Source organism: Dyadobacter sp. HNCC25DJ184, from assembly GCF_056895215.1.
The window spans coordinates 222,393-244,580 of record NZ_JBXHAQ010000004.1 but is presented as its reverse complement, the minus strand read 5'-3'; the positions used below and the strand labels follow the sequence as shown (position 1 = coordinate 244,580).

14 protein-coding genes are annotated in these 22,188 nt (G+C 43.4%); 9 read left to right on the top strand and 5 right to left on the bottom strand.

Annotated features, from left to right (window positions below; genetic code table 11):
- Window positions 1-6: 6 nt before the first annotated feature.
- Entirely contained in the window at window positions 7-2,415 is a 2,409-nt protein-coding gene (locus AC1XUD_RS07975; RefSeq protein ID WP_483360443.1) for an alpha-ketoacid dehydrogenase subunit alpha/beta, read from the bottom strand.
- A 206-nt stretch (window positions 2,416-2,621) separates the two neighbouring features.
- On the opposite strand from AC1XUD_RS07975, the gene AC1XUD_RS07970 reads away from it, so the two are divergent.
- Window positions 2,622-3,023: a DUF1573 domain-containing protein gene (locus AC1XUD_RS07970; protein ID WP_483360442.1), complete on the top strand. Its 402-nt coding sequence runs from the start codon at window positions 2,622-2,624 to the stop codon at window positions 3,021-3,023.
- Window positions 3,024-3,075: 52 nt separating this feature from the next.
- Here AC1XUD_RS07970 and AC1XUD_RS07965 read toward each other — a convergent pair whose 3' ends face one another.
- Window positions 3,076-5,934: a putative LPS assembly protein LptD gene (locus AC1XUD_RS07965; protein ID WP_483360441.1), complete on the bottom strand. Its 2,859-nt coding sequence runs from the start codon at window positions 5,932-5,934 to the stop codon at window positions 3,076-3,078.
- Window positions 5,935-6,008: 74 nt separating this feature from the next.
- Between AC1XUD_RS07965 and AC1XUD_RS07960 the strand changes: the two genes are divergently transcribed.
- From AC1XUD_RS07960 to AC1XUD_RS07940, 5 genes are all read left to right on the top strand, one after another.
- Window positions 6,009-6,824, top strand: a complete 816-nt coding sequence (locus AC1XUD_RS07960) for an N-acetylmuramoyl-L-alanine amidase family protein (RefSeq protein WP_483360440.1) — start codon at window positions 6,009-6,011, stop codon at window positions 6,822-6,824.
- Between the two features lie 51 nt (window positions 6,825-6,875).
- On the top strand, window positions 6,876-7,844 hold the full coding sequence (locus AC1XUD_RS07955; RefSeq protein ID WP_483360439.1) for an MlaD family protein: 969 nt from the start codon (window positions 6,876-6,878) through the stop codon (window positions 7,842-7,844).
- A gap of 106 nt (window positions 7,845-7,950) precedes the next feature.
- Entirely contained in the window at window positions 7,951-9,564 is a 1,614-nt protein-coding gene (locus AC1XUD_RS07950) for an acyl-CoA carboxylase subunit beta (RefSeq protein ID WP_483360438.1), read from the top strand.
- Between the two features lie 80 nt (window positions 9,565-9,644).
- Window positions 9,645-10,520, top strand: coding sequence for an NAD(P)-dependent oxidoreductase (locus AC1XUD_RS07945; protein WP_483360437.1), 876 nt, complete (start codon window positions 9,645-9,647; stop codon window positions 10,518-10,520).
- Window positions 10,521-10,583: 63 nt separating this feature from the next.
- Window positions 10,584-12,530: an SGNH/GDSL hydrolase family protein gene (locus AC1XUD_RS07940; RefSeq protein ID WP_483360436.1), complete on the top strand. Its 1,947-nt coding sequence runs from the start codon at window positions 10,584-10,586 to the stop codon at window positions 12,528-12,530.
- A gap of 13 nt (window positions 12,531-12,543) precedes the next feature.
- Here AC1XUD_RS07940 and AC1XUD_RS07935 read toward each other — a convergent pair whose 3' ends face one another.
- Window positions 12,544-14,247, bottom strand: coding sequence for a hypothetical protein (locus AC1XUD_RS07935; RefSeq protein WP_483360435.1), 1,704 nt, complete (start codon window positions 14,245-14,247; stop codon window positions 12,544-12,546).
- Between the two features lie 192 nt (window positions 14,248-14,439).
- On the bottom strand, window positions 14,440-15,351 hold the full coding sequence (locus AC1XUD_RS07930; protein WP_483360610.1) for a 2-oxoadipate dioxygenase/decarboxylase family protein: 912 nt from the start codon (window positions 15,349-15,351) through the stop codon (window positions 14,440-14,442).
- A gap of 203 nt (window positions 15,352-15,554) precedes the next feature.
- Between AC1XUD_RS07930 and AC1XUD_RS07925 the strand changes: the two genes are divergently transcribed.
- The 3 genes from AC1XUD_RS07925 to AC1XUD_RS07915 all read left to right on the top strand — a co-directional run bounded on the left by AC1XUD_RS07925 (window position 15,555) and on the right by AC1XUD_RS07915 (window position 21,694).
- Window positions 15,555-17,873, top strand: a complete 2,319-nt coding sequence (locus tag AC1XUD_RS07925) for a PSD1 and planctomycete cytochrome C domain-containing protein (RefSeq protein WP_483360434.1) — start codon at window positions 15,555-15,557, stop codon at window positions 17,871-17,873.
- A 183-nt stretch (window positions 17,874-18,056) separates the two neighbouring features.
- Entirely contained in the window at window positions 18,057-19,514 is a 1,458-nt protein-coding gene (locus tag AC1XUD_RS07920; RefSeq protein WP_483360433.1) for a DUF1501 domain-containing protein, read from the top strand.
- Window positions 19,514-21,694: an FN3 associated domain-containing protein gene (locus tag AC1XUD_RS07915; protein ID WP_483360432.1), complete on the top strand. Its 2,181-nt coding sequence runs from the start codon at window positions 19,514-19,516 to the stop codon at window positions 21,692-21,694. The genes AC1XUD_RS07920 and AC1XUD_RS07915 overlap by 1 nt, the downstream gene beginning before the upstream one ends.
- Here the strand turns inward: AC1XUD_RS07915 and AC1XUD_RS07910 are convergent.
- Window positions 21,691-22,188, bottom strand: a complete 498-nt coding sequence (locus AC1XUD_RS07910) for a heme-binding domain-containing protein (protein ID WP_483360431.1) — start codon at window positions 22,186-22,188, stop codon at window positions 21,691-21,693. The two genes, AC1XUD_RS07915 and AC1XUD_RS07910, sit on opposite strands and share 4 nt — an antisense overlap.

The window sequence follows — 22,188 nt, the reverse complement described above, 5'->3', positions numbered from 1 at the left end:
GCACTTCTATGAAATCGACGGAAACTTACCAGGATCCATCTCCGCCAGCATCGAATATGCCTTTTCAACTATATCATCCGCATTAGGTTTTGTGAAATAATCGCCGTCGGAACCGTATGGAGGTCTGTGTGGCTTCGCGGAAATTGTCACAGGGGCTGAGTCAAGCCAGCGATATGCGTGTTGATTTTCCAATACTTGCTGCATCATATATCCCGAAGCACTTCCCGGTAGATCCTCATCCGCAAAAATCACTCGATTTGTTTTCTTAATGGACTGACCTATTATTCCGTGAATATCGAAAGGTAGTAAAGTCTGTACATCAATAATTTCAGCTTCTATTCCGAGGCTTTCTAACTGTACCGCTGCCTCAGATACAATTCTGCACATTGAGCCATAGGTAACAATGGTGATATCACTTCCTTCTCTCAAAATTTCGGGAACTCCCAAAGGCACCTTTAGATCCTTTAAATTGTCAGGAAGTATTTCTTTTTGGCGATAGGAGTTGAGCGGCTCAACAACCAACGCAGGATCGTCCCCATGAAGAAGGGTATTGTAAAGCCCGGCAGCCTGGGTGAAATTTCTTGGAACAGCGATGTGCAAACCTCTTAAGCTGCTCAATATGGTACCCATCGGAGAACCCGAATGCCATATGCCTTCCAATCTATGTCCTCTGGTACGGATAATAAGCGGCGCTTTCTGACCGCCGGCAGTCCGGTACCGGAGCGATGCGAGATCATCTGTCAAGGTTGCCAGCGCATAATATATGTAGTCAAAATACTGAATTTCGATGATCGGTCTTAAACCTCGCATCGCCATTCCTATACCCTGACCCACGATCGTGGTCTCTCGAATTCCGGTGTCGGTAATTCTGATAGCGCCATATTTTTCCTGCAAGCCTGCAAAACCCTGATTCACGTCACCAATCTGACCCACATCTTCTCCCAATGCCACGATGCGCGGATCTTTTTCGAAAAGTCCGTCGAAGAATGACCGAATAACTTCCCGTCCATCGACCACAGGCGCATTTTCTGTATAGGTCGCCGGCACCACTGGCGCATGTAGTGGGGAATCTTCTACCTCGCTGTACAGATGGGTATTATATCTTTCCGAGTTTTCGGCGATAAGTGTGGTCAGATAATCCTTTAATTCATTGCGAACCGGAGAGTCCTCGCTTCTGGTAATCCTTAAAACCTTACGGATACTGATCGCAAGGTCTTTTCTGACAGGCAGAAATGTTTTGGTTAGATCAAGTATAACGTCGCTGATTTCACTTGTGAAACTACTTTCCTTCATGAAGTGCTGAAGCAGTTGAATCACAGCAAGATATTCTTTATCAAGGTCTTTGCGATATGATTGCCATGCCTCATTCCGCTGGCTTAGTGCGGTTTCTTTTGCATCGGCTTCGATGGCGTCCAGTTCTTCTTCAGTAGAATATCCGTTTTCCAATATCCATTTTCGAAAACGAACGTTACAGTCATGATCGCGTTCCCACTGAAGTCTCGTTTTTGATTTATATCGCTCGTGCGAGCCCGAAGTGGAATGCCCCTGAGGCTGAGTCATTTCTGTAACATGCACAAGCACAGGAATATGTTCTTTTCTGCATAGCTCCGACGCCTTTTGATAGGTTTCAATCAGCGCAGGATAATCCCAACCATTGACAGTGAAAATTTCCAGCCCATCGCCGTCTTCATTTCTCTGAAGTCCTGCCAGTGCCTTCGATATACTGCCCTTAGTCGTCTGATATTCAACAGGAACGGATATGCCATATCCATCATCCCAAACCGACGTAAGCAGCGGTATTTGCAAGACGCCTGCGGCATTCATGGCTTCCAAAAACATTCCCTGCGAAGTTGACGCATCGCCTATCGTTGCGAATGTTATTTCGTCGCCTTTGTGAGAGAAGTTGGTGAGGTATTGAATGTCAGTATTATTGCGGTATAGTTTGGAAGCATATGCAAGTCCTACAGCACGGGGAATTTGGCCGGCTGTGGATGATATATCGCAAACCGAATTGTAGATTTTCGTCTGGTCAAGCCATCGTCCTTTTTCATCCAGCCAGCGTGTGGAAAAGTGTCCGTTCATGGATCTCCCTCCTGTACTAGGCTCATGCTCAAGATCCGCGTGGGCATACATTTGTGCAAAAAACTGGCGCCAGGTAATATTGCCAACGGCTGCTTCAATCGTCTGGTCACGGTAATATCCTGACCTGAAATCTCCGGGACGGAAGGCGCGCGCCATAGCCGCCTGAGCCACTTCTTTACCATCGCCAAAGATGCCAAATTTTGAACGGCCTCCCATCGTATCCTTTCTCCCCAGCAAACTTACCTGACGACTTTCACACACAAGGCGGTAGTCGTTGATAATGTTTTCTTTATTCAGTACACTGGTGCCGGTCAAATTATCATCTAAAAGCATAAGCAAATATTGCGGGTCTCATTCCGTAGTTAAATTACATTTTTTTGTAATGCCTCGCAAAATTAGCTTAGAAAAATAATATTCATAACAATTACATTGCAGTTAAATCCGATGTTAATATTGGTTAATGTTTATTAACTTTAATATTTATGCATTAATCTTGCCGTTCTAAAATATTTTTCACCACTAAATGTAAGTCAGCACTCATGAAAGTATTTTTTTCAGCACTGGTATTACTCGTTGGCCTGTCGACAGCAAGTTTTGCTCAGAAAGGTGTTCTAAAGTTTAAAGAAGAAACACATAAGTTCGGCAAAGTACCACAAGGCACTCCTGTAACAAACGAGTTCGTGTTCACCAACACAGGTACAGATCCAATTGTTCTGTCGAACGTAACCGTATCTTGCGGATGTACTACTCCTGTGTGGTCTAAAGACCCTGTTCTTCCTGGAAAAACTGGTACCATCAAAGCAACATTTAATGCTGCTGCGGCTGGTCCGTTCAACAAACCTGTTACTATATTCAGTAACACAGAAGGAGGTTCTATTACACTTTATTTGAATGGAGAGGTTGTGCCTAAAGCTGCTGCCGCTAAGCCTTCTTCAAAATAAGTTAACCGAATTGTGACGAATTGGGGCTGGCTCGTGGAGCTGGCCTTTTTTGTTAATACGCTGACTGGTCGTAGAATGAGCGGCGGCGCGATACTTTCATATCCTGCAATATGCTCGATTTTACCTTCAACGTAAAGTTATAATTGGAAGACCTTGACCTGCTGCCCGCATAAGGTGTCCAGTTAAAACTCATATCCCAGCAGTGAAGATCGCGGGTTATACCTATCTGGGTAATTGTTGGTGAGAATGCTGCAAAGTCAAAACCTGTACTGAAAGTAGCTTTGAGGTTTTTCGAAAGACTTAAATCGCCCGTCAGGTTTACAGCTTGAACGATAGTTGACTTGGATAAACCTGGTTTTGACAAGGCAAAGTTATAGTTAACTACCAGATTCCAGGGTACATTAAAGTCTACGTACAATTCCGGATGCTGTTCAACAAAATCCCGTTGCTCCTGGGTTGCATTGCTGTTAGCTCCTGGTTGAGGCTTTGGTTTATCGGATTTTTTAGGGGAGAAATTGGTTCCTAACGTAAATCCAACACTTTGCAGATTAGCAATTCCCTGACCTTGCGTCACCGCAAATTTGTTGATTTTTCGACCATTCGCGTACCCATCTGACGGAACATATGCATATGGATCCAGGTTGGCATTGAAGTTCAAATTCAAATTCTTCCCAATTCGCGCATTTGCGTTAATCGCAATGTTCGACAGATTAAGTGAATCTGCCAGGAGATTGTAATTTGTGTTGAAACCTAAATTGTCCAAAAGCGATATCTTTTCGAACTGAGTCGCCGCCGTATCACTTTTTGATCTTAGCTTCATTTCGAAAGAGTTATTCAGGCTAAAGGACACAGTACTGGCAGCTTTGCCATTCCCAACGCTACTACCTACGCCCTGAAAACGGGATAGTCTACGCGTTTCCCCAGACTCATTAATTTGTACATTCTGATAAAAGTAATCGTTTCCGGAAAAGTCTGGAGTGTAAGAGAAGGTCAATGATGGAATCACCGTATGTCTGATCGCTTCCAGGCGACGGCCTTTTACGAAAAAGGTACCATAAAAACGAGTATTCATTCCTGCACCGAAAGCATATGCATATTGAGTACCCACTCGGTTTAATGTGTCGATATGGATGGTGTTTTTACCTACGTAACTATAATTGTATTGCCTCGTGTAAACCTGGCCGCTGAGGGACACGCTTGGGGTAAGATTGACAAACCTGAAGACTTTAAAGTTGGGCAGTGAAATAGGAATACTATAACTTCCATTTAATTGTGTGGCATTGGCCATCATCCCAAAATTCCCTGTATTGAATTTCACAGTTTCACTTTGGCCCACACGATTGGTGTCGAGTTTATTATCCAATTTAAATCCAAGCGAGGTGTACGAAGTGTCTATCGCAGGCAAAACGTTTGTCAGCGTGTAGTTTCCACGGAAATCCATTCCCAGACGGAAGCTCTCATACCATGCCCCACGCGCATTCCTCAGCGCAAAAGGAGCAATCTGGTTTACGCCAAAACTGAAATCTGCTCCCACGTTTGTCTTTCCGCCTTCCCTTCTTTGTGTAGAGGGATTAATCTGTCCAAAATTCTGGTTTACCCGAACGCTGGCAGCTGCGCGAAGATACTGCCCCATTGTTTTATTATACTGAACAGAGGAACTTGCTACGTTGGAGATATATTTTTGAGTATCAAATGACTGCTGTTGATTATAAGTATTGCTGGATACATTCACGTTTGCCGAGAAAGTGGAAGTTCCCCGAGCCTTGGGAACGTGAGACCACTGAATACTGAAATCGTTGGTTACCCCGGTGCCCAATTCACGGGCAACCTCATCAGTTGGCCTGTTCATGTTGTAATTCAATGAAAAACTTCCATTGTATTTATACCGTGAAATATAGGTCGAAGCTACCCCGACTCCCCAGCTGCCTGAGGTATAGATCTGTCCGGTTACCTGCGCGTTGATAAATTCACTTATTGCGAAGTAATATCCGCCGTTACGAAGGTAGAATCCGCGTCCATTTGGTTCTTCGCCGTAGGTTGGGATGATAATACCCGAAGTCCCGATTTCTTTCTTCTTAGGAAAGGGAAAAAATCCGAAAGGCAGGCCGATAGGTAGAGGAACGTCGCTTATGACAAGATTGAATGGTCCGGAAATCACCTGTTTATCATGTACCAGTTTAATTTTTGGTGCATTTATATAGAAGTGGGGGTGCGTCAGGTTACAGGTGGTATACATCGCCTTGTGTAGATAAAAATTACCCTCCGTATCCTTTTTGACTTTATTTCCCCTAATATTCCCGTCTCCTTCTTGGGTGACAATTCCTTGAATAACAGCCTTTTTTGATTTAAAGTTATACCGGATTTCTTTGGTATTGTAGGCTGTTCCACCATCCTGGAAAATAGGTTCTCCTACCATTTTTTTAGTAGTCGAATCATAAGTTCCCCGGGCATATACCTCATTTGTGATCCAGTTTAGCTTGATATAATCAGCTTTAAGATTGATATCCCCATAAGTAACTTCGGCATTTTTGTACATATGCACCTCTTTCGCTTCGGCCATCATAATGGTAGAATCCTGCGCGGTATACTTCACAGTGTTAGCGAGGTCGTCAGGATTTGACAGTGAATCTCTGGCCGCTGAGTCCGCAACAGCAACCATTTTACCGTTCACAAGCATACTGTCAGCAAGCGCAGCAATTTTTTTGACCGTGTCTTTGAGGGCTTCTGTGGTTTTCGGATTGGACACAGCTATGCTGTCTACCGCTTTTTTGGTAATACCAACGATTCCGGTTTTTGAATCTGGTTTTCCCTTTTGAGTAGTCTTTTGGTTAACACAAGCGGCAGTGCCGATCAACAGAAATGGCAGCAATATCAGCGATATAATAATCGCCTTTCTTTTCAGTTCTAACAAATAGCGTATTTTTGCAATAGAAAGTCAAAATTAGCAGAGAAAGCTTGAACGAGTACCGCCGTAACTGAAAAATAATGTTAAAAGTTCTTAAGCCCATCATTTCATCTTGTTTTTTAGTAGCCAGCCTTGCCTTTGTTTTCAAGGAAAATCCGTCTGGTAACAGTATTGAAAATAAGCGTATTAGGCCGAGTAAAGTCAATACCGTTGTCCTGGATGCGGGGCATGGAGGTAAGGATATTGGGACTCGTGGAGGAGGCACAAAAGAAAAGGATGTCGCCCTTGCTGTAGCACTCGAACTCGGTAGAAAGATCAAACGCGAATTTCCAGAAGTAAAAGTCCTGTATACCAGGTCTACCGATGAATTCATTGAATTGGATGAAAGATCGGCATTTGCCAACCGGAATAACGCCGATTTGTTTATTTCTATTCACTGCAATTCCACCCCAAGATCTCATTCTGTGACGGGTACTGAAACCTATGTTATGGGTTTGCACAAAACAGAAGGTAACCTTGAGGTTGCAAAACGGGAAAACTCAGTAATTTTACAGGAAACGAACTATAAGAAGAAATATAAAGACTTTGATCCCAACTCTCCGCTGGCGTATATCATGCTGTCGAACTATCAAAGTGCATTTATTTCTAGTAGTCTTCGTTTTGCCGATCTTGTTGAACAAAACTTTAAAGGAGATGCTGGCAGAAATAGCCGGGGCGTGAAACAGGCTGGATTTCTGGTTCTTTGGCGCACTGCTATGCCATGCGTTTTGATTGAAACCGGTTTTTTGTCGACACCATCGGAAGAAGATTATCTTAGCTCGGAAGACGGACAGTCAGAAATAGCGGATAATATCCTTCAGGCTTTCACTTCATATAAGAAAAGTATGGATAGATAAACCGTGCATAATCTTGAACACTGCCATGAGGCAATTTTAATAATTTAGTCCATGAAATTAACAAAAGAGACCAAGGTAGGTATAATGGGAATTTTTGCCATTGTGATGTTATACCTGGGGTTCCACATACTAAAAGGTTCGGATATCTTTTCGAGAACATACAAATACCATATCCTATACGATAATATAGATGGATTGACCGTTTCTAATCCTGTTTTACTCAATGGATTGAACGTAGGGAGGGTTCAGGCGATTAAGCTCCTGCAGGATAAAGGGAATCAGCTGCTGGTTACAATCGATATCCAGAAGGGGATCAAAATACCTAAAGGAACGGTAGCCATTCTGGCCGACGGCGGACTGCTTGGAGGAAAAAGCATTCGTTTGGCGATCGGAGCGGGACCAGGACTTCTGGAAGATGCCGATACTTTGGCAGGAAAAAAGGAAGCTGGAATTAGTGCCTTATTGCAGGAGAAAGCGTTGCCTGTGATGACGCATGCGGACTCATTGGTGCTGACTTTGAATGAGGTAGTTGAAGGCTTCGCGGAGACGGGTCACATATTGAATCAGGTATTAAGAAATTATAACGCAACAGGAACCGAGCTTCAGGGCTTTCTGAATGAGAACCGAGCCAATCTTTTAGCGATGACCACCAACCTGAATAAGCTATCGGTTTCATTGGTAGAATCTGAAAAAGAACTTAAACCGCTTCTTGCGAAGACCGGAACTTTTGCTGATTCATTGAACGCATTGAGAATCGGGGAAACTTTGCAGGGAGCCAATGCGACAATTGCAGAACTTCGAAAACTCCTGGCTGGTGTTGAAGCGGGCAATGGCACTGCCGGTAAACTTTTGAAAGACCAGGTTTTGTATGACAATCTCAATCGTACGATCGTCAGCATGAACAAGCTCATGACCAATTTCAGAGAGCAGCCAAAGCGTTATGTTAATATCTCCGTTTTTGGTAAAAAGGACAGAGGACCTGTCGAGTCCCCACTTGACACTGCGAAAGTGATAAAATAAAGATATTCCAAACAATAGCAGGGCCGCCAATTTATATTTTGGTGGCCCTTCTTTTTTGAAGTAGATGCTGCATTTTATACATTACAGTATCACAAAGAACATACACATGGCAGATCATCAAACTATACACGAGCTTTTATCAAATCTTCGTGAGAAGCATGAGGAAGTGAAACTGGGAGGAGGGAAAAGTAAAATTGAAGCGCAACATAAAAAGGGTAAACTAACCGCCCGGGAGCGTATAGATTTTCTGCTGGATGATGATACCGCATTTCTCGAAATTGGAGCTTTTGTCGCCGACGGGATGTATGAGGAAGAAGGCGGCTGTCCATCAGGCGGTGTGGTCACTGGGTTGGGATATATTTCTGGTCGGCTTTGTATGATCGTTGCGAATGATGCGACGGTCAAGGCAGGAGCATGGTTTCCGATAGCAGCCAAGAAGAATCTGAGAGCACAGGAAATTGCTATGGAGAATCACTTGCCTGTGATATATCTTGTCGACAGTGCCGGTGTTTTTTTGCCCATGCAATCAGAAGTTTTTGCGGACAAAGAGCATTTTGGAAGGATTTTCAGAAACAATGCAAAAATGTCATCAATGGGAATAACCCAAATTGCCGCGATTATGGGTAGCTGCGTGGCTGGAGGAGCTTATTTACCGATTATGTCTGATGAGGTCTATATCGTTGAAGAAACGGGCTCTGTATTTTTGGCGGGCCCTTTTCTCGTAAAATCGTCTATTGGCGAAGATGTAGATGCTGAGACGTTGGGCGGAGCTACCATGCACAGTGAAATTTCCGGAGTAACAGATAAAAAATTCCCGGACGATAAAAGCTGTCTTGAAGCGGTTCGAAGGTCAATCGGCAGGCTGGCATATCCGAGGTTGACGGGGTTTAACAGGGATAAAAGTGACGAGCCGGAAAGACTGTCGAATGAGATATATGATATACTTCCCGCTGACCGCCAGACGCAATATGATATGCGCCACGTTTTGGAGTGTATTGTGGATCGGTCAGAGCTCGACGAATATAAACCGGATTATGGGAAGACACTGATATGTACTTATGCCCGCGTGGATGGCTGGGCTGTCGGAATAGTCGCTAACCAGCGGAAAATTGTAAAATCCGGGAAAGGTGAAATGCAGATGGGGGGCGTTATATATGGTGAGGCGGCCGATAAAGCAGCTCGTTTTATTATGAACTGTAATCAGAAAGGTATACCGTTGGTCTTTTTTCAGGATGTGACGGGCTTTATGGTGGGAAGCAGGGCAGAGCAGGGTGGTATCATTAAGGATGGCGCGAAGATGGTGAACGCTGTCGCGAATAGTGTCGTGCCCAAATTTACATTTATTGTCGGCAACTCATATGGAGCCGGAAACTATGCCATGTGCGGAAAAGCATATGATCCACGTCTGATTTTCGCCTGGCCTACGGCGCAGATCGCAGTCATGAGCGGAGCCGCTGCAGGAAAAACCTTGCTTCAGGTACAGGAATCCATACTTAGAAGAAAAGGGCAGGAAATAACTCCCGAGGCCGAAGAAGCACTGCTCAAAGAAATTACAGATAAGTATAGTGAAGAGCTCTCGCCTTATTACGCCGCCGCCCGGCTTTGGGTAGACGGGATTATAGATCCGTCTGAAACGAGAAAGATAATATCTGTTGGAATTGAAGCTGCCAATCATGCACCGATTGAGCAGGCATTTAATGTCGGTGTAATTCAGGTGTAACTTCGGCGATCAGCTGTTGAGCTCGTTGCCTCATGATCTATTTCTAATATTGAAAATCAGAAATTCGAAACTAAAATTATATGAGTAGTAATATCGCTTTTTTGGGGCTTGGAAACCTGGGATATCCTATTGCTGAAAGTCTTTTGGAGTCAGGATATCAGTTAAATGTTTGGAATCGTACTTTTTCTAAGGCGGAACCTTTAAAATCGAAAGGTGCGCAGTTGGCAAGGGTACCTGTGGAAGCAGTCATTCGCGACGGTATCGTTTTCACGGTATTAGCTGATGACGACGCTGTGGATGCTGTTGTCTCAGGTGAATTTTTGGAAAAACTGGGCAAAGGAATTCATGTTTCCATGAGTACTATTTCGCCGGATACTTCCCGAAAGCTTGCCGAAAGACATGCCAAGGTTGGTTCGACTTATATCGCAGCACCCATTTTCGCAAGACCAGAGGCGGTTAAGGCTAAAGTGGGTAATATTTGTTTGTCGGGCGATGCAGCTGCAAAAGAGTTGGTGAAGCCCATCGTCCAGACATTTGTAAAAGGAGTGTTTGACTTTGGGGATGATCCGGGCGCCGCGAATGTGGTCAAGCTGACTGGCAATTTTATGATCGCCGCCAGTATCGAGATGATGGCCGAAGCGTTCACACTCGCCGAAAAAAATGGGATTCCAAGGCAGCAGATATATGATATGCTTACGCAAACGCTTTTTGCAGCCCCGATTTTTCAAAACTATGGCAGAATTGTCGCGCAGCATCAATATGAACCCGTCGCGTTCCGACTGCCCCTTGGTTTGAAGGATATCAATCTGACGCTCCAGACTGCAAATAAGTCCGAAGTGCCGATGCCCATTGCAGATATCGTCAGGAATCGTTTTTTATCGGCATTGTCAAAAGACAGAGCCCATTTGGACTGGGGTGCATTGGCAATGGGCGCTTCTGACGATGCGGGACTTTAAATTACGTACACTTTTCAATAAGCTTCCTTCGGTAAATATCCCCGATGCCTTTCTTTAAAAAGTATGAAAAGAAATGTATCAGGGATATTCTGTTTTTTGTGGCTGGCCGCTAGCCAGTTATATGGCCAATCCAGTCTGGTTAAAGACGAAGTAGTAACAACTTGGAAAGGCTTTGAAAAAGTCCGGTTTAAATTCGAAGATCGGGATGCGTGGTATGTGAAACCGAAAAAGGCTGTGGCCGGTAACCCCTGGGTATGGCGTGCACATTTCCCTGATTGGCATACTGAAATGGACAGCATATTGCTTTCGCGCGGTTTTCATGTCGTATATGTCAATACCAATGATATGTTCGCCCACCCGAAAGCAATGCAGGTTTGGGACGATTTTTATGACTATCTGGTAAAGGAAAAGCAATTTGCTTCAAAGGTTGCGCTCGAGGGCGTAAGCCGGGGAGGCTTATATGTTTATGGGTGGGCAAAAAGAAATCCGGATAAGGTCAGTTGCATATATGCTGAAGCACCTGTTTGCGATCCTAAAAGCTGGCCGGGTGGGAAAGGAAAAGGGCCGGGTTCTGCAAAAGACTGGGCCTTGTGGTTGTCACTATTTGGCATAACAGAAGATCAGGCGAAAGATTTTGACGATATTCCGACCAATGATCTGGCGGGTCTGGCTTCATATAAAGTCCCGATTATTCATGTATTGGGCTTGCAGGACAAGTTGGTTCCGCCAGCGGAAAACTCTGATATATTAATTCAAAACTTTCTTAAACTTGGCGGCCCCATCAGTGTATATCCCATGACTCGCGGCGATCAGGAGCTGGAGGGACACCATTTTCCAATAGAACATTCTGATAAGTTGGCAGACTTTATATACGACAATAGCGTACCAGTTCAAAAGCCACTTTCGCATATGCCATATATCGAAGTTAACGGCGGACTTGGGAATGCTTTTGACAAGTTTAAAAAAACCAAAAAAGGCACGGTAGCTTTTCTGGGCGGGTCTATCACCCATAATCCGGGATGGCGAAATAAGACTGCCCAATATCTTCGCGAACATTTTCCGGATACTGAATTCAAATTTATTGCTGCCGGAATTCCATCGCTGGGAAGCACACCCCACGCATTTCGCTTTGAACGGGACGTTCTGGCACAGGGTATTCCGGACCTGTTATTTGTAGAAGCAGCGGTCAATGATAGAGGAAATGGTTTTAGCGAAAAAGCTCAGATTAAAGCTTTGGAGGGTATTATTCGGCATATGTATGCCGCCAATCCCAAAGGGAATGTGATTATGATGGCCTTTGCAGAACCGTTAAAAAATGAAGACTACAAACGTGGAAAGGAACCGGTAGAAGTGGCTGTTCATCAGAAAATTGCCAAATATTACGGGGTTCCTTTTATCAATTTGTCGCGAGAAGTATATGACCGAATTGAAGCCGGAGAATTTACATGGAAGTACGATTTTAAAGATCTGCATCCGTCTCCGTATGGTCAGGAAGTATATTTTCAAACGATCAAGGAGTTGCTGAAACTGGATTTTCCTGTTCCATTAAACGATATGAAAATGCCAGTCCCGATGGATCGGTTTTCATATGAAAAAGGAAACTACCATAATGTAACCAAGGCGACAAAGTTAAAAGGGTTTCATGTAGAACCTGATTGGAAACCTAAAGACAAACTGCCTACGCGGCCGGGTTTTGTGGACGTTCCGGTTCTTGTCGGAGAAGAAGCAAATTCATCTTTTGAATTCAATTTCAAAGGCCGTGGAGTAGGTATCGCCATCGTTTCCGGCGCGGATGCAGGCAAAATTTCCTATTCCATCGACGGTAAAAAGCCTCAAACACTGGATCTGATGACTCGATGGAGCAATCAATTGCACCTTCCCTGGTATCTTATGCTCGGCGACGAGCTATCCTCAGGCAAACACACCTTGAAGGTTTCCATTGCTTCAGATAAAAATGAAAACAGCATAGGAAATGCTTGCCGGGTAGTTTGGTTTTTGGTGAATGAGTAGGGGGATGTAGCTACTAATTGAATATGTTGAGGATTACTTCGTCTATGTCAGCAGGAGGTTTCTTCCCATATTCAGAAACAATAATTTTTCCATAATCTTCTAAATTATAGGTGTTGCCGATTTTACTTACTTCACTAAAGTGCCTCTCCATGCATGGATTTATTAGAATGTAGTACCAGGCTTTTCGTTTAGTGGAGTCTTTTCCTCTTACAATATACGCGTGGCCAGCCATTAGTTTGATAACGTTATAAAGCGCCCTGGTCTTCTTTTTTTCAAAAAGCTCTAATTGTGAACAGTCAGGAATAGTTAGCTCTGACAAGCCGGAACTGATATGTTTGCTTTGTCCTAGTTTGGCAATAATTTCCGTGTTGATTTTACCCAATATTTTTCGGAGCAATAACCCATAAAAGACTACTTTTTTATCACTGCTTTGCAGCCAGTTTATTGAATAACTAATTAATCCTTTATCCGCGTTTACCGAGACGTAAGGCATTAAAATGGATAATATGAAGTCATCATCTTTTTCGGTTAAATACTTAGTTAAAAGTCTGCTTGCGACAGAAAGGTCATTGAACCCATATTTAGCGAGATATTTAGCAAGTATATCCTTGATTTCATCGGAAGAGGAGAGATATTTAAGATATATAACTTTAGTTAACTCTTCGTTGATTGGCTCCCATTCGACTTCTGGTAAATCCGAGTCATTGTCCATGGCAAATGCACAGTCATATGAAAAATTTCCCTGGAAGCCGTTCGTTTTCTCACAAGTGGAGTTAAGGATAGAAACAAGGGATTTTATACCGTAGGGACTCTTATTTTTGGTAAATGAGCTGTATAATATTTCTAACTGGCCTTCGTCGGGTTGCCAAAGAGGTTTGTTCTTTTCATTTCGGGTATTCATCAACCACACGAGACTCCAGGCTGCTGCCTGAACAATTTTTGGATTGACGGAATCAATGTACTTAACGACTTCGTTTATGGTTGAGACTTCAAGAAACAACTTGAATTTTTGAGAGAATTCGTTTCTGAAACTCAAAAAAGTATCATGCGTATAATATTCAAATCCAATATTTACAATACTCCAGAAATAGGGGATGATCGTGTTTAGATCATGACCCAGCTCTTGCGGAAGCGGCATGCGCCCGTAAGTGAAAGATCTTATGTTTTCTTCGTGCTTGATATGGAGCCATAGCAAAGAGGCGTTATTTTGCAGGTTTTCATGTCGGGCAGGGTCGCAGTAAATTTTGACCAGGATACGGCAGATCTTCTCTTTAAATGCAATAGAGTTTAGTAAGTCAAAGATGTAATTATGTTCTTCACCTTCCTTAAATAGGTTTACAATATCCGATTCACCTTGGCATTCAGAAAGAATTTTCAACAGAATATCCTCCAGCTCTAAATAAAAATCCCTGCTAACAGTGACATTTATTATTTCCTTAATCATATGATTCAGTTGGCGCTTCGAAAATTCGTCTTTACTTGAAGCAGCGAGAAGTTTCGTGCTACTTAGTTGAACTTGCAGTGATCTGTTTTCTTCCGTCACTTGCTTAATTGTTGCACTTTGATTCGCGATAACGATGATAATTGATTCCGGTATTTCAACTACGTTTTTTTCTTCATTTTTTCTGTGATATTGATAATAAATTGGTATCGCTATCGCCAGGATGGCAATGATCGAAGGTAGAATCCACGACAGGTTTTCCAGGAAGTATGTCATTAATGATCAGGAGGGTTGAGTAACATCGCATTTTGAGAATTATATTCCATTAAATATGCATAATTCTTCCAATTCTGTTATGGAGTTGTTTGATTTCGGATTGTTGTAAAATTTTGATTAAGAAGAACTTAAAAGATGTATTATACTCTATATAGGGGATACACTTTCTACATATCGTCAATTAAGTTGACCTCACCCCCGCGTCTGCCCCAGATAAGTACTCTCAAAAATCTTGTCCGCATTACTCGCCTCAAATCCGTCGCGACGATGTTTTCTTGAGATCTCTTCTTTAGGTAAATCGGCATATTCAGGAAGAACTTTTCGCTCGGCGAACTCCACATATGATCCTGATATTGTGAATGTTTCGTTGTTTTGGAATTTCGCTTCAATCATTTCGGCTACCGTTGCGCTTTGGATCAGGCCGCCATCAGGGCTGGTTTTAATCTTTCCACCGGCAGTATTTAGTTTGATTCCGTTGTCTTCAAGGAACTCGTTAAAACTGGCAACGGTATTGAAACCGTCGGGAAGATTATGAACACTAATTGTAAAATGATTCAGGTAATATCGATTATATATCACCCAGGCGGCATATTCGCTTTCATTCAAAAGCGTTCGATAATCTGAAAGAGAAGGCGTTCGCCAGAGAGGACGGTGCAAAAATGCGTCTACTTCTTCACCATTATCCAGATCGAGGTCGTCAACCGGATCGTGTAATACTTCATCAGTATAACTTTTAATGATCTTTTGGCTTTCCTCCGACAGGTCGCCGACCCGCAATTCACTGACAAAAATTCTCGGATCGGTGTCTCTCGGCGGGCTATACCACCAGGCATCCAGCTTCTTTCCTTCAAAAAAATAGTGGTCGCGTTTAGTGTATCCGTAATGCAAAAATATTTTCTCAAACGATTGAACACCAAGTTGTGGCACTCCCATGGTCCGGAACGCGATATGGTCATTTTCGATATCATCCTGCCGGTCAATGATATTATTTTTGATCATGGCTTCAATGATATGCTTTACATCAGGAACCCGCTCCTTATATCTGCGCATCAACCCGTCGAGTACGATATCCAATTGAGCCAATTTTGTGTTTTTAGTTTGCATCATTTATTAAAATAGTTGAAAGAATGGATATAAATCAATATTTTGAGGCTTTTGACTTCACTTTCCTATGGCCAAAATGCGTTAATAGAGTATATATTTTGTATTGAAACAAATCAATATAATATTGGCTTTGTGAAGGAAATGTCAGCAACTTTGGCATAAATATAAGAATTGAAAAGGTTTAAGGAATTAAAGGAGTCAATATGGTAAAGCGTTGGTTTGCGGCGGGGATATGTGTGCTGTTTATTCTGGGAATTGCTGTGTCGTGTTTTCAAAAAAACGGGGCTTTAAAGAAGTCTGGTGACAAGGTTGTCTCTTACAATTTTCATATTCGCCCCATCCTGTCCGACAAATGTTTTGCTTGCCACGGCCCCGACGCCAAGAAGCGGGAAGCTGGTCTGCGGCTTGATATGGCTGAAAGTGCATATGCCAAACTGAAAGATGGAAAAGGATATGCCATTGTGCCTGGAAATGTGGATGAATCAGAACTTTACAAAAGAGTAACATCTTCTGATCCTGATTATCAGATGCCTACGCCTGAATCTCATTTGGGTCTGTTAAATGAAAATGAAGTTGGGCTGGTAAAAAAGTGGATCGAACAGGGTGCGAAATATGAAAAACACTGGGCATTTTCAGTACCTGTTAAACCTGCGTTGCCGGAAGTGGAAAATGGAAAATGGGTTAAAAACGAAATCGATCGTTTTACGCTTTCCCGTATGGAAGAGGTGGGTTTGAAGCCCAACGAGGAGGCTGACAAAGTTCATTTGCTGAAAAGACTTTCACTTGATCTGAACGGATTGCCCCCAACTGTCGAGATGCAGAACAAGTTCATGGCTGACGAAAGCGATAAGGCATATGATAAAATGGTCGATGAGCTAATTGCCAAAAAAGCATATGGAGAAAAAATGGCAGTTCACTGGCTGGATGTGGCCAGATATGCCGATTCATATGGTTATCAGGATGATGAAATCAGAAGTCAATGGCCATGGCGCGACTGGCTAATCAGTGCTTTTAACAGAAATATGCATTACGATCAGTTTTTGACATGGCAACTAGCGGGCGATATGCTTCCCAATGCCAATAAAGAACAAGTACTGGCGACCGCTTTTTTAAGGAATCATAAGTATACCGAGGAAGGAGGAGTAATTCCAGAGGAGTATCGAATTGAATATAACATTGATAAAACGAAAACATATAGTGCTGGTGTACTGGGGCTTACAGTAGAGTGTGCGCAATGCCACGATCACAAATACGATCCTATATCCCAGGAAGATTATTACCGGCTTTTTGCCTTTTTTAATAACTCAAGGGAAAAAGGATATGAAGGAGATATATCTGTTACCAAATTGGCGAAAACTCCAATTTTGACTATTTCTGATTCGGAGGCCAAAAGCCTGCTTACATTTATTAATAAGCCCGATACGAGTGGTTTGATGGTTTCGGTTATGGGCGAAAATGACACTTTGAGAGCGACACATATATTGAATCGCGGCGTATATGATGCACCAGGTCGGGTTGTGACAGCAAGAGGACTTCCGTCTGTGCTAAAATTCGATACGACCCGTTTTGAAAAAAACCGGCTTGGATTAGCCAAATGGACTGTTAGTAAGCAAAATCCGCTGACTGCACGTGTGTTTGTAAATCAGATATGGCAGGAGTTTTTCGGAAGAGGTATTGTAAAATCCACTGCGGATTTTGGTATGCAAGGCGAACTTCCGACGAATCCTGAGCTGCTCGATTGGCTGGCCGTCGATTTTATGGATCACAATTGGGATATCAAAAGGCTGGTTAAGCAAATTGTAACATCGGCTACATATAGGCAGTCCGCTAAAATAACGAAAGAAAAACAGGAAAAAGACCCTGAGAATATCTATTTGTCGCGAGGGGCGAGATATCGTTTGTCGGCCGAGTTTATTCGTGATATCGTCCTGTCCAGCAGTGGATTGTTGAATTCAAAAATCGGTGGGCCGAGTGTAAAACCATATCAACCCAAGGGCCTTTGGGAAGCAGCAACCTCCGGGCGTGGTCAGCTTTCCAAATACGTTCAGGACAGAGGGGATGCGTTATATCGAAGAGGTATGTACACATTCATCAAACTCACAGTGCCGCCTCCATCCATGATCATATTTGATGCCAGTAATCGGGATCATTGTGAAGTTAAGCGGCTGAATACCAACACTCCCCTGCAGGCTTTGGTGATGATGAACGATCCAACGGTTCTGGAGGCGTCGCGTGTATTGGCGGAAAGGCTGGTTAAAGAGAATAAAGGTGTTGAAGATAAGATCAAAGAGTCGTTTCAACGGATCGTATGTCGGGCGCCATCAGAGAAGGAATTGAAGGTGCTAATAGACTATTATAACGAAGAGGTATCTGCATTCGCAAAAAATAAAAAGCAGGCTGAAAGAATACTGAATGTAGGTGAGTTCCCACATATAGAAAAGATTCCGGCAGATCAAACAGCAGCGCTGATGCGAGTGATCAGTACACTATATAATATGGAAGAAACCATCACGAAAACGTGAGGAGCTCTTAGCTATTAGGGCAGTGCGTCGCACGGTTAGCTCATAGCGACTGCCATTAACAAGCATGGAGGAATAACAAGCATACCTAGTGAGTTAAAAGAAAAGAATTAAAGCTGATAAGTAAAAACTAGCAGCCAAACTAAAAGCTAACGGCTAATAGCCGACAGCTAACAGCTAAAACACATGGAAAAGCAGGTTTTTGATTTTGGAATGAATACCACCAGACGTCATTTCCTATCGAAATTGAGTCTGGGAGTGGGGAGTGCTGCATTGGGGTCCTTGCTGATTCCCGATATTTTTAAAGGTACGGGTGGAGGCGATATGAACGATTTCGTAGCGGGCCTTCCGCATTTTGCTCCAAAGGCAAAGCGCGTGATCTATTTGTTCCAAAACGGCGCACCGTCACAACTCGACTTGTTTGACTACAAGCCGATGTTGAATAAAATGCACGGACAAGACTTACCGGAATCGATCAGAAACGGTCAGAGATTGACGGGTATGACTGCCAACCAGACCAAATTTCCTTTGGCAGGATCTGTTTTCAACTTCAAACAATATGGCAAGTCGGGAGCGTGGATGAGTGAATTGCTTCCGCATATGTCGAGCATTGTAGATGATCTTTGTATTATCAAAACCCTTAATACAGAGGCGATTAACCACGATCCGGCGCTTACTTTTTTTCAAACAGGCGCGCAGGTGGGTAACCGTCCCAGTATGGGTGCCTGGCTAAGTTATGGCTTGGGAAGTGAAAATCAGAACCTTCCCGGTTTTTGTGTGCTGTTGTCCAGAGGTAAGGGGAATGGGCAAGGGGTATATTCGAAATTGTGGACAAACGGGTTCCTGGATTCAGTTCATCAGGGAGTACAGTTCAGTAGCGGTGAAAATCCGGTGTTGTATCTGAATGATCCGGATGGAATGGACAGGAATGAGCGTCGCAAAATGCTCGATAAATTGGCGGAACTTAATTCCGGTACTTTCGATGAATTTGGTGATCCTGAGATTACGACCAAAATAAGTCAGTACGAAATGGCCTTCCGTATGCAAACCGCTGTGCCAGAAATTACCGATATGACCAAGGAGCCTGAATCCATTGTGAAGATGTATGGACCCGAATGTCTGGTACCTGGTACCTATGCTGCGAACTGCTTGCTTGCGAGGAAATTATCGGAACAGGGCGTGAGGTTTATTCAGCTATATCACCAGGGTTGGGACAGTCATGGAGGACTTCCAAATGAAATAAAAGGGCAGTGTATGGATGTTGACCAGGCATCAGCTGCATTGGTCACTGATCTGAAACAGAGAGGTTTGTTAGACGAAACGTTGGTGATATGGGGAGGCGAGTTCGGGAGAACAAATTACTGTCAGGGAACCTTGACAAAAGATAACTATGGACGTGATCACCACCCAAGAGCATTTACAGTCTGGATGGCTGGCGGCGGCATCAAGCCGGGAATCGTATATGGAGAGACCGACGAATTTGGATACAATATTGCCAAAGATCCTGTTCACGTTCATGATTTCCATGCTACGATATTGAATCAATTGGGTCTTGACCATGAAAAACTTGTGTATAAGCATCAGGGACGTCGATACAGGCTTACAGATGTGGCCGGGAAACTTGTAAAAGGTATTATTGCTTAATGGCTGAAATTTCTAAAAATGCTCCACTTGGGGCGACTGTTAAGGTTGTTGTTTACAATTCGGCCTTTTTTTTAAATGGATTACTCGCGTTTCTACTCGTTTTTGAGGATAGATTTGTCGTTCCTTCCTGGATGCAACCCTTCGGCCGACTCCATCCTCTAATACTACATTTTCCGCTAGTCGTATTGCTCATCTACGCAATTTGGGTGATAATCGTCGAGAAGCCCGAATCGCTCCGGTGGCATGGAAAGCTCGCCAATAATTTATTGCTGATCGGAGTAATATCATCGGTGGTTGCGGCCTTCTCGGGGTTTATATTGTCCAAGGAGCAGGGATACGACGGGAATACACTTTTCTGGCATAAGTGGCTTGGCGTTGCGATCTCTTTCGGAAGTATTATTTGGTATAGCAGTCTAGGGTTCTTCTTGCCATGGAAAATCCCTGCCAAGATTATGGCGCTGGCTATGGTGGCTGTGCTGATGATCGGAGGGCACTTTGGTGGTAATCTGACACATGGGGAAGACTTTTTGACAGCAAAGTTTTCCGAAGATGATACTGACGCTCCAAAGGTAAGTTTGGAAGAAGCCAAGGTTTATAATGATTTGGTGAAGCCCGTCCTGGAGCAAAAATGTTATTCATGCCATAACGAACAGAAGGACAAAGGCGGCTTGCAGATGCAGACAGAGGCGTTGTTGAAAAAGGGCGGTAAAAATGGCATCCTGTGGGACACAACCAAAGCTGATCTGGGTCTTTTGATTTCAAGAGTTCATTTGCCTGTAGATGATAAAAAGCATATGCCGCCTCGTGGGAAACCGCAATTGACTGACGAAGAGGTGGTCTTATTGGCTTCCTGGATAAAAGCAGGCTCAGACTTCCAGCAGAAAGTCACAAGTCTGCCGGTAGGAAGTCCTGTATATGTATATGCCCAGAACCTTTTAGGTGGAAGTCGCACAGAGGAGATTTACGACTTTGCAGCGGCGAGCTCAGACGATATCAATAAGCTGAATACCACTTATCGACGCATCAAGCCAATTGCGATGGAATCTCCGGCGTTGGCAGTGAATTTCTATAATCGTGCTACATTTAAAAGTTCGGATATCAGCGATTTGAACGGGCTGAAGGATCAAATCGTCTCAATGGATTTGAGTAAAATGCCGGTCAAAGACGAAGACTTGAAAGCAATTGCTCAATTCCCGCAATTGAGAGCACTGATATTAAATTTTACGGATGTGACGGGAGCGACTTTGGGTGAGCTCAAAAAGCTGAACAATATACGCGAGGTTTCACTGAGCGGTACAAAAGTAACCTTTGCTGAGGTTCAAAAACTGAAAGAAATCCCTTCATTGAAGAAAGTGTTTGTCTGGAGCACAGGCATTTCAACCGAAGATCTGGCAAAGTTGAAATCCGACAAGCAACTCAATTTTGAGACAGGTTTCAGAAGTGACACGATCGTTCTGGCGCTCAATCCACCCGTTATTGAAAATGAAGAACAGATATTGAAACCCGGCGTTCCTGTCAAAATGAAACACCAGATTCCGGGTACAGAAATTCGATATACGCTTGATGGAACGGATCCGGATAGTGTAAAATCTCCGATATATACCAAGCCGATTGTTATTGAGAAGAATACAACAGTTAAAGCGCAGGCATTTAAGAAGGGCTGGTATGGAAGTAAGGATGTTGAGAAGTTTTTTATAATAGCTGGATATCCTGTTGATAGTGTGAGGCTTGTAAACCTGCCCGATCCTAAATACCGCGCAAAACTGGACTTATCGATTAGAGACGGGGTGAAGAGTGATGAATCCGGTTCGAGCGGAAAATGGCTGGGATATCGGGATTCTGATTTTCAGGCATATCTATTGTTCAAGAAACCGGTTCAGGCTTCGAGCGTGACACTTAGTATGTTCAGAAACGTGGGCGGGTTCATATTCCCTCCCCACAAAATTGAGGTATGGGGAGGAATGGATGAGAAGAATCTTCATTTATTGAAAACCCTGAGTCCCGAAATGCCGGACAAAACGACTTCCAATGTGAAAAATATAATTTTTACTGCTGATTTTGCACCACAACAATTAACCTGCGTAAAAGTGATAGCCAAGCCGTTGGGCAAACTTCCTGCCTGGCATCCTGGAAAAGGTCAAAAAGCCTGGGTTTTTGTGGACGAGGTTTTGGTGAATTAATGTTCTTCCTTGTCATCTCCGCCTACAAAAGCCGCTGGATTCTCTAATTTTATTTTTTGACGAAGGGCATTAGCCCAGTCGATCAATTCTTTGGATTCAGTGGAAGTCAGCCTGGCTTCTGAATGCAGTTTGGTATACGATTCAAGCGGCATCCAATGATCTTCCTGCGATTCTACCAATTCTTCGAGTTTGTGTTCTGCCTTTTTCGGAGGATAAGAGGCAAATTCGGATAAATTGAAGTGTCTTTTACCATCACGGATATGACCATCCAGCCACCATGCCACGGGCTGGATATTCCAATACCATGGGTAAACAGTATTGTTCGAATGACAGTCGCGGCAAGCCTTGCTCAAAGTGGCTTTTACGTTTTCCGGCACCTCATAATGCTTTTCGATATCGGTTGCACTTTGCTCGGCCAATACGTTGGGCGTAGGTCGGATGAATTGAATAATAACTAAAATGACTATTAATACAATGAAGATTTTTTTCGCCAT

Coding starts and splice junctions, on each gene's coding strand:
- AC1XUD_RS07950 (WP_483360438.1), top strand. CDS start 7,951: ATGGCAGATCATCAAACTATACACGAGCTTTTATCAAATCTTCGTGAG.
- AC1XUD_RS07940 (WP_483360436.1), top strand. CDS start 10,584: ATGAAAAGAAATGTATCAGGGATATTCTGTTTTTTGTGGCTGGCCGCT.
- AC1XUD_RS07935 (WP_483360435.1), bottom strand. CDS start 14,247: ATGACATACTTCCTGGAAAACCTGTCGTGGATTCTACCTTCGATCATT.
- AC1XUD_RS07925 (WP_483360434.1), top strand. CDS start 15,555: ATGGTAAAGCGTTGGTTTGCGGCGGGGATATGTGTGCTGTTTATTCTG.
- AC1XUD_RS07960 (WP_483360440.1), top strand. CDS start 6,009: ATGTTAAAAGTTCTTAAGCCCATCATTTCATCTTGTTTTTTAGTAGCC.
- AC1XUD_RS07945 (WP_483360437.1), top strand. CDS start 9,645: ATGAGTAGTAATATCGCTTTTTTGGGGCTTGGAAACCTGGGATATCCT.
- AC1XUD_RS07915 (WP_483360432.1), top strand. CDS start 19,514: ATGGCTGAAATTTCTAAAAATGCTCCACTTGGGGCGACTGTTAAGGTT.
- AC1XUD_RS07975 (WP_483360443.1), bottom strand. CDS start 2,415: ATGCTTTTAGATGATAATTTGACCGGCACCAGTGTACTGAATAAAGAA.
- AC1XUD_RS07920 (WP_483360433.1), top strand. CDS start 18,057: ATGGAAAAGCAGGTTTTTGATTTTGGAATGAATACCACCAGACGTCAT.
- AC1XUD_RS07930 (WP_483360610.1), bottom strand. CDS start 15,351: ATGCAAACTAAAAACACAAAATTGGCTCAATTGGATATCGTACTCGAC.
- AC1XUD_RS07970 (WP_483360442.1), top strand. CDS start 2,622: ATGAAAGTATTTTTTTCAGCACTGGTATTACTCGTTGGCCTGTCGACA.
- AC1XUD_RS07955 (WP_483360439.1), top strand. CDS start 6,876: ATGAAATTAACAAAAGAGACCAAGGTAGGTATAATGGGAATTTTTGCC.
- AC1XUD_RS07910 (WP_483360431.1), bottom strand. CDS start 22,188: ATGGCGAAAAAAATCTTCATTGTATTAATAGTCATTTTAGTTATTATT.